The sequence below is a fragment of the Bacillus sp. AFS088145 genome, from assembly GCF_002564465.1.
Classification (GTDB): Bacteria; Bacillota; Bacilli; order Bacillales; family Bacillaceae_G; genus Gottfriedia.
In genome coordinates this window covers 1-8225 of sequence record NZ_NUUX01000053.1, presented here as the reverse complement: position 1 = coordinate 8225, position 8225 = coordinate 1, and the positions used below count along the sequence as shown (strand labels likewise).

The 8225-nt window shown below is 30.5% G+C and carries 7 protein-coding genes and 2 pseudogenes; 8 read left to right on the top strand and 1 reads right to left on the bottom strand.

Going from position 1 to position 8225, the window contains the following annotated elements; translation table 11 throughout:
- From COI44_RS22965 to COI44_RS22935, 8 genes and pseudogenes are all read left to right on the top strand, one after another.
- On the top strand, nucleotides 1-1150 hold a 1150-nt coding region (locus tag COI44_RS22965), incomplete at its 5' end, for an APC family permease (RefSeq protein WP_098429960.1).
- A gap of 466 nt (nucleotides 1151-1616) precedes the next feature.
- A complete protein-coding gene (locus COI44_RS22960) occupies nucleotides 1617-1913 on the top strand; it encodes an SDR family NAD(P)-dependent oxidoreductase (protein WP_286141694.1) in 297 nt (98 codons plus the stop codon).
- A gap of 567 nt (nucleotides 1914-2480) precedes the next feature.
- Nucleotides 2481-2567, top strand: a pseudogene (locus COI44_RS23950) (deoxyribose-phosphate aldolase); the annotation flags it as partial.
- A gap of 239 nt (nucleotides 2568-2806) precedes the next feature.
- On the top strand, nucleotides 2807-3034 hold the full coding sequence (locus tag COI44_RS22955) for a DUF4304 domain-containing protein (RefSeq protein ID WP_179887238.1): 228 nt from the start codon (nucleotides 2807-2809) through the stop codon (nucleotides 3032-3034).
- A gap of 201 nt (nucleotides 3035-3235) precedes the next feature.
- Nucleotides 3236-4069: an MBL fold metallo-hydrolase gene (locus COI44_RS22950; protein WP_098429957.1), complete on the top strand. Its 834-nt coding sequence runs from the start codon at nucleotides 3236-3238 to the stop codon at nucleotides 4067-4069.
- A 469-nt stretch (nucleotides 4070-4538) separates the two neighbouring features.
- Nucleotides 4539-4883, top strand: a pseudogene (locus tag COI44_RS22945) (class I SAM-dependent methyltransferase); the annotation flags it as partial.
- 14 nt (nucleotides 4884-4897) lie between these two features.
- Nucleotides 4898-5572, top strand: a complete 675-nt coding sequence (locus COI44_RS22940) for a Ger(x)C family spore germination C-terminal domain-containing protein (protein WP_098429956.1) — start codon at nucleotides 4898-4900, stop codon at nucleotides 5570-5572.
- Nucleotides 5573-6179: 607 nt separating this feature from the next.
- Entirely contained in the window at nucleotides 6180-7397 is a 1218-nt protein-coding gene (locus COI44_RS22935) for an MFS transporter (protein ID WP_098429955.1), read from the top strand.
- 519 nt (nucleotides 7398-7916) lie between these two features.
- On the opposite strand, the gene COI44_RS22930 is transcribed toward COI44_RS22935, so the two are convergent.
- Nucleotides 7917-8225, bottom strand: a 309-nt coding sequence (locus COI44_RS22930) for a LysR family transcriptional regulator substrate-binding protein (RefSeq protein ID WP_142329300.1), incomplete at its 5' end; no start/stop codon positions are given.

The following is an 8225-nucleotide window of genomic DNA, read 5'->3' as shown; positions in this document are numbered from 1 at the left end:
ACCTCCTGCTGTATTTGAAATAGCTGGAAATTATGCAATTTTTGCTTGGATACTTATGCTTGGGTTAAGTATGTTATTTGCAAATATGTTCGGGAAAATAAGTTTGATGATACCGGGTGATTCAGGTGTACCTTTAGCAGTAGAGCGTGCTTTTGGAACTCATATTAAAAATCTTTCAGCAATATTCTTTTTACTAGCAATTTGTTTTGGTCCTATTGCAGTGTTTGGGACAGCGGGACATTATTTACAATTATTAACAACACAAACTCTTTTTAATGAAAAATGGCTAGCAATTGGCTTACTATGTTTTGTGTATTTGATCTTAACCAGGAATATTGCAGATGTAGGAAAATTTGCATTTTTTATGTCCAGTATTATAGTAGTAACTCTACTTGTAGGTAGCTTTCATACTTTATTTACAGTTGATGGCAATATATCTTTATCCAATCCAATTACTGTGAATGATTTTGGCCAAAGTTTATTATTGTTGTTTTGGTCATTAATTGGGTGGGAAGTAATTGGCAGTTACTCATTAGTAGTAAAGTCACCTGAAAAGACAATTCCAAAAGCTGTAGCATTAAGTTTTTCAGTGATTGCTATTGTAAGTCTGACAGTAGCTCTGGCATTCCAGTGGGTACATTCAAAAGATTCGATTTCATCCGATCAATCATTAGCTCCATTACTTCAAAGTTTATTTGGTCGATGGGCAACTCCAATTATATCGACCATTACAATTGCCTTATGTATTAGTACAGTCCTGTTAGTAATTGGAGCTGTTTCTAGGCTAGTTTCAGATCAAGCAAAAAATGGATTATTACCAACATGGTTATCATTTAAAAATAAAAATAATGTTGCGTCACGTGCATTGCTAAGTTTGTTTTGTATACACGCAGTTGTATTCATTCTTTTCTTTATGGATATAGTTAGTATTCAGCAATTAGTATCAATTGCTAATGCCTTCTTCTTATGTAATGCACTATTAGGCGTATTAGCATGTATGAGTTTATTCAACTCAATTTATTTAAAAATAGGCTCAGGAATTCTTGCCATTTGTTTTCTAGGGATCTTATTATTTTCATCCCCAATCATTATAATTGTAATTGCAGTAGTTACTGTTTATTTTTTTGAATACGAAGAAAAGAAAGTATAAAAAAGAACATGAAGTTATCGTGCTAAATCTGTCTTCTTCCTTGATTGTCGTTTATGTATTGTTGTATTCAGTTAGATTTAAACATGTCACTTCCAGTCCTTCAATACCAAATCAAGGAGCGTAAATATGTTATATAATTCACGAATATTAAGGGTAAATGATAATAGAATCACTTAATTTTAGTGCATATTTAAGAATAAATATTCTCAAATGAATTCAAAAACTCTATGATACAAATTTTAAGACATAAGACATAATAATTTGTAAATAGAAAATGAGGTGTATTCGTAAAAGGAAATTTCAAAACAAATAGCACTAATTACAGGAGCAAATCGTGGACTGGGTAGTCATCTTGCAGAGGAACTTCTTCTAAAGATAGACATTACAGATGAAAAATCAATTGCTGTGGCAGCCGAGATTGCAAAGGAAGTAACTAAATATTCTCTCCGTTCTATCTTGGTTGAGCGTGAACGGAGGGGGTTCATATCCAGCAGCTAAATCAACAGAATGGAGTTTGACGAATACGCTCCGACTGGAACTAGCTCCTAAAAATATACTTGTTTCTGGGTTACATGTAGCATATATGGACACAGACATAACAGCAAATATTAAGGCACCTAAATCAAATCCTGCTGAAATTGCAAAGATGGCAATCGATGGTATAGAAGGAGATAACTATGAAATTTTAGCAGACAATTTGAGCCGAATGGTTCAGCAAAATTTAGCTGGCGGTGTAAAAGCGATATACCCACAATTGTTTTAACGATAACTATTTTCTTAGATGAAGAAAAATAAACGGAATCCTCATTTATAAAAATGAGTAAAGAAAAAGTAGGTATTGAACTATCCAAAGCGATAGTTCAATACCAATTAGGATCTGACAAATTACATAGATTTTATTTAGAATAAATATACACTTAATCTAAAAAGTAATTGCAGGGTAAGAAAACAATCTAATTAAATAAATTGGACCAAAGTTAGTTTTAACACAATGGGCCTATTATTATGTAGGGGGAGGGTGGAGTAGTATCTGTCACATTACTCCCATAGGGGTCTCGCACCTTCCATTCCAATCATAGTGATTATTCTGAGAGTGCTCAAAAAGAAATTATTTACAAACAACAAACCTGTAAAAATCTACATATCTATCTTTTGGGGCATTTGAATTTGAATATCGACTGTTCGTGTTACATTTCAAAATAAAATGTCTAAGAATATATAAAATATAGAAAAACTATCCGATAAGAAGTCTTTGTAGTCAACTATAATTAAAAATATACTTGAAGTGTTGGCCAAGCATTGGTTAACACTATTTTTTACTGCGAATTGAAAAGCTCTAGTTAAAGTTATAATAGAATCGTGTCTTTTAACAGATCAAGAGATACACTTAGCAAGTGAATTATCAGAAAAGCAGGGGTAACAAGAATAGGTAGTAGCTTAAGACTAAGCTTTTCCACCTGATGACCAAGAGCTAGAGAAGATGAAATTGATGAATAACGCCCCTGTGAAGTAGGAGCAGGCAATGCAATTGAGAATCGAATTGGAGCTGTAGTTAATAAGGTATACACATATAGTTATTTTAAAATTTTATTTTAATTAATAAAGGAATTTTATTGGGTTTATAGAGTTAACTGAAGATATATGGAGGTGAAACATTTGGAGAAGACATTTAGGGAGATTATTAACGAAATAATCGCACCAGTATTCATTTCGCATGGTTTTAAAAAGAAAGGTGATACCTTTGCAAAAGGGAATGCTGATCTTGCGTTTGTTGTAAAAATTTATGATCATTGGTTAGATCCCGATAATGTTTCCTTTACTTTAAGAACAGGTATATTTACTAAAGAGTTATTTGGTACGTACAGCTTATACAAAATTATTTGAGTATTTGGCAGTTTAGCCCAATAAAAGAATGAGTGGTAATTCATTTTGTGATAAAATTAAAATGCAGAATATTTTAAAAAATAAAACGAATGGAGGTAACTGTAGTTGGGATTTTATACGTATTAAATATAACGTTACTAAAGATAATTATTTGAAAATGATTTTTGGTTTAACAGTAAGGAGATAAGGAGATGAATGGTGATGTTTTTAAAGAAAAAATCATACTTAGGAGAGAAAAATGGCGTCTCATACTTGAATGGAGAAGTTAAATTTCAAAGTGTTTCATTAAATGTTTACAGTTATTTAGTGGATGGTGTATTAATTGATACAGGATCGCAATCCTTACATAGATATTTCGAATCCTTTATTGACCAAGCAGATTTTGATCAAGTAATGATAACTCATTCTCATGAAGATCATTCAGGTTGTGCCGCTTATATTGAAAAAACTAAGAAACTACCAATTTATTTAAATGAAAAAACAATTGATTATTGCGCACGACGTGCAGATTATCCTTTATATAGGCAACTCTTTTGGGGGAGACGAAAGCCGTTTCATGCAAAGGCTATGCCTGAAACGTTTACATCCAGAAATGCGACATGGAAAGTAATCGATACTCCTGGTCATGCTTTTGATCATAAAGCTTTATTAAATCAGGAGACAGGTCAATTATTTACGGGAGATTTATTTGTAAGTGACCGGACAAAAGTCGTATTAGCAGAAGAAAGTATCCCTTCAATTATTCACTCATTAGAGAAAGTATTAACTTATGATTTTCAAGATGTATTCTGCAACCATGTAGGGTTTGTAGAAGATGGTCGCGCAGCGCTTAAACGAAAACGAGACTATTTATTATCTATTAAGCAAAAAGTATTAACTTTACAAAAAGAAGGGGATTCAGTTGAAGTTATCCGTAATAAGCTATTTCCAAAAAAATACCCAATTATAAAATTTTCAGGTGGAGAATGGGATTCACTACACATTGTAACATCGATAATAAATGAAAATAATGTACGTAAACCTGATTTATTTTAAAAGACATTGAGGGCTTATTGGACAGATCCTTTTAATTTATGTTGAATAAGGTATTAGTCATTTTTAATAATGAATATAGCTATAATACCCCCGACAAATGTGATTAATCCAGCAAATATACCAGCATAAAACGATTATCCCAAAGAATAAATGACTTAAAATAGGCTGTCGATACTAAAATTGATTAGAATTGTGTTTATGGGCTTTTAGGTGAGGAATAGGCTGCTTAGTATGTGAACCTTTCATTAGTAAGCTCCCTTTCTAAAAAACATGTTTAATGTATTAATTACCAACTTAAATGGAACATATTAAAATAATCTTATTGAACTAACGCAATACTTTAGTTGAACAACATGATCGACTTTTTAGTCGATTTTTTTTATTAAGCTAATGGCAGTTTAGTTGAAGAAGAAAAATTTATAGTAAACAAAGAAAATATTAAATGAACTAAATTTGTTATGAGGTAAAAGTGTTGGTTACAAAACAAGATGAAATTAAAGTAGTAGTAGATGCAGGAGCGTTAAACAATAATCCTGGATGGATTCAAACACAAGAAGATGAACTTAACTTATTAGATAAGACTACTTGGGAAAGTAGATTTGATAATAATTCTATCTCAGCTATTTTAGCTGAGCATGTATGGGAGCGTCTTACCTATGAAGAAGGTGTGGATGTAGCTAAAGTTTGTTATAAATTTTTAAAACCATCAGGTCATATTCGTTGTGGTTTTCCTGATGTGTTTTTTCAAGACGATACCTATCAAAATATAGTGAAAGTAGGAGGACCTGGACCTAAAGGCCATCCAGCTGCAAGCCTAATTCACCAATTATGACTATATTACATTTACCCAATGGAAACTATGAACAGCATTCACTAATTTCACCAATGAAATTAGTTGAGTTCGCTGCACTTAATAATGAACCTAGTGCCACAATTATCATACCATCACTTGGTTTAAATGATCAACTATGGAAAAAAGATGACGAAAATATGCCAATGATGAATGTAAATGGAGCTTTTTTGTTTTATAAAGGGAAAAAACCAAAATGGTTATCCAAAGATGATTTAAAAGGATTACGTTGGGTTGATCGGAATACAGAACGTACACCTCTAGCTCTTAACGAAAAGAACGGAAAAATAAAAGCATTGCTTCCAATTGAAGACCCAATTATTAAGATTCGTTCTAAGGTTAACAAATCAGGTGTTCCAAAATTTAATATGAATATTAAAGTACATGCAACTGTAACTCAGTTAAACTCTAAAGTCAGCAATAAAGTTTTGCAAAATGAAGCAGAAAAAGAAATTAAAAAGGAAATCCGTACGACTTTTTCAAAAGGAATTAGTAAACAGTTTGATGTATTTCATTTAGAAGAAGAATTGTTTAGAAATAACTATAAATCCTGGAAAACAATTACAAAAAAAAATAAATTTCAACTAACATTGAAATCTCTTGGTACGATTAAAGTAAAGGTTACAGTCACTGATAGAGAAGAAATAGAATAAATGAAAATATTTAAAAGTATAGATTTTAATAAATTTAAAAATGAATCCAATATTCATACTATCCCTTTACAAAAACTATTTTGACTAAATAATGATATCTAAAAAATCTTATAAGGAAAATTATAGTTAGGTGAGGGGATAGTTAAAAAGAGTAATAAAAATTAAATATAAGAAAACAAGGATAAAAAATTAAAATGATTTAGGTGTAATTGACAAAAAGTTTGATAAGCATTATTATTATCTTGAATTCGAGATAATATTTAAAAGTAATCATTAATTGAAATAAAATAAGAGATCAGTAAGATAGATATCAAAGTGTATTAATGATTAAATAATCTTGAAAATCTACCTTGCAGATAATTATGGAAATATTACTGATGAATTTTTTAAAAAATATATCTTTAATTAAAGGTTTTTTGTGCATCTTGGACCAGTTTTTTACTCTTCTCTTTACAATCTTTAGACCAATATCGATATTCAAGCAGCATAGCTAAGTGAACTAGAAATGTGCCAATCAAAAGGATTATCTTGACATAATAAAAAAGATTAGCTAGTTTTTTAACGAGATTTTAATAATTGAAGGTATAACATTAAATTGGGGGATCTAATGAAAACTCAACATGTAGGTATGACTATAGGGCTATATATTGATTACTTACTATTAGGTATGATTAATATCATTTTTTCATCAAATATGAGTTTTCTAACAACACAATTAAATACCGATAATACTGGAATAAGTATCTTAGTTTCAGGTATTGGGATTGGAAAATTAATCACTTTAAGTGTATCAGGTAGGCTTTCAGACAAATTCGGGAGAAAGCCACTTGTAGTAACAGCTTCATTTCTATATCTACTATTTTTGATTGGAATACCTCTAGCACCTACTTATGAAATAGCGTTTATTATTGCCATAATTGCCGGGGTTAGTAATTCATTATTAGACTCAGGAGCCTATCCGGCACTGATTGAAGCATTTCCAAAAAATCCAGGAATATCTACAGTATTAATAAAAGCATCTATATCAGTCGGAGCAATGATTCTTCCAATCTTAATTTCATTTATTATCAATCATAATATTTTTTACGGATATTCATTTTTTATACTTGCATTTATCTTTTTTATTAACGGAAGTTTCTTATCTTCAGTTCGTTTTCCTAAGAATACTAATAAAAACAATGAAGATATCATCTACGAAGGATATCGATTCAAAACAAAATCAAATATTTTGTTGGAAGGCCTAGCTACCATATTTATGGGATTTACAACCACAACATTATTTATGGTCGTACAAATTTGGATACCAACATATGGTCTTAAAATACTTGAATTGAGTAGAACTGAATCTATTCAGTTATTGAGTTATTTCAACATTGGATCTCTAATTTCAGTTTTAATCCTTGCATTTGTTATCAATCGGTTTGTAAGTCCAATATTAATATTAATTTTGTATCCATTTTTAACTTCATTATCATTATTGATTTTATTATTTTGCCAACAACCAAGTTTGTTAATAATAAGTTCTTTTCTAATAGGTTTTTCAACTGCAGGTTTATTTCAATTGTGTATTACAGTCATAGTCGAGTTCTTCCCTAAAAATAAAGCGACAATATCGGCTTATGTAAGCACTGCATCAAGTTCTGCATTCATAGTAATCCCATATATTACAGGGTTATTTGTAAAAAATATCGGTGTAACTGCAGTATTCTGGTTAGATTTTATAATTGCATTGATTAGTATTATACTAGCAACTTATGTCTATTATCGTTATAAAAAAGTTTTCAAAAAATCAGTGATTTCATCTAGACTAAGCAAAGCTTCATAGCTACAATCAAAATTTTATTTTGGAATGAAATGATTATTTTCAATTTTGGTATTTTGTAATATTCCATACAAAAGAGAGAAATTAAAAAATACGAAATGTTAATTCAAGCCTGTTCTCAAATCGGAGCAGGTTTTTTAATTTTTTTGGAATTATTATCAAAAGAATCTAAATATCAACGTAATTACTGTGGTTTTTAGAATTTAAATAAAATGGTTTAATTAAGTTTTATCAGAGTCATCCTATTCTTCCTTAAATCACTGGTTCTTATTATGAAACTGGACTTCTTAAGGGTGGTCGCGGTGTAATAATGAGTGTGGATGGAGGAAAAACATGGACCAATTTATCTGAGGGACTTGAGAATAGAAATACTACAGCAATTGAACTTTCTCCAGACGAAGAATATTTGTTTGTCGGCACGCAGGGTGGCAGTATTCACAGAATAAAATTGTCTAATAAACGTTAAAGTTAATAACATATAAAAAAACTCCCCTTNNAAGGGGAGTTTTTTTATATGAACTTTTATGAATTAATCAAAATATTTTCAGTTCCTCCTACATCAAGACTTGTCAAGTTTACATATGCAACTAACAAGTCAATAAAATTTCTAGCAGCAGATCCAATATACTTTTCTTTATGATGTACAATAGCAATTTCCTTAGTAATTACAGGATTCACTATTTTAATTACTTTAAGGGTTTCAGAATTCTCCGAAGTGAGAAGAGTATTGGGAAGTATGGTAGATCCAATACCTGCTTTTACTATACTCAAAATGGAATTTACATCAGTTAATTCTATGATTGGCTTGAAGACAAATCCCATAGATGTAGC

What these genes read in the sequence shown, in the direction of transcription:
- COI44_RS22940 (WP_098429956.1), top strand. Translation starts at nt 4,898, where the DNA reads ATGACTATATTACATTTACCCAATGGAAACTATGAACAGCATTCACTA.
- COI44_RS22950 (WP_098429957.1), top strand. Translation starts at nt 3,236, where the DNA reads ATGTTTTTAAAGAAAAAATCATACTTAGGAGAGAAAAATGGCGTCTCA.
- COI44_RS22935 (WP_098429955.1), top strand. Translation starts at nt 6,180, where the DNA reads ATGAAAACTCAACATGTAGGTATGACTATAGGGCTATATATTGATTAC.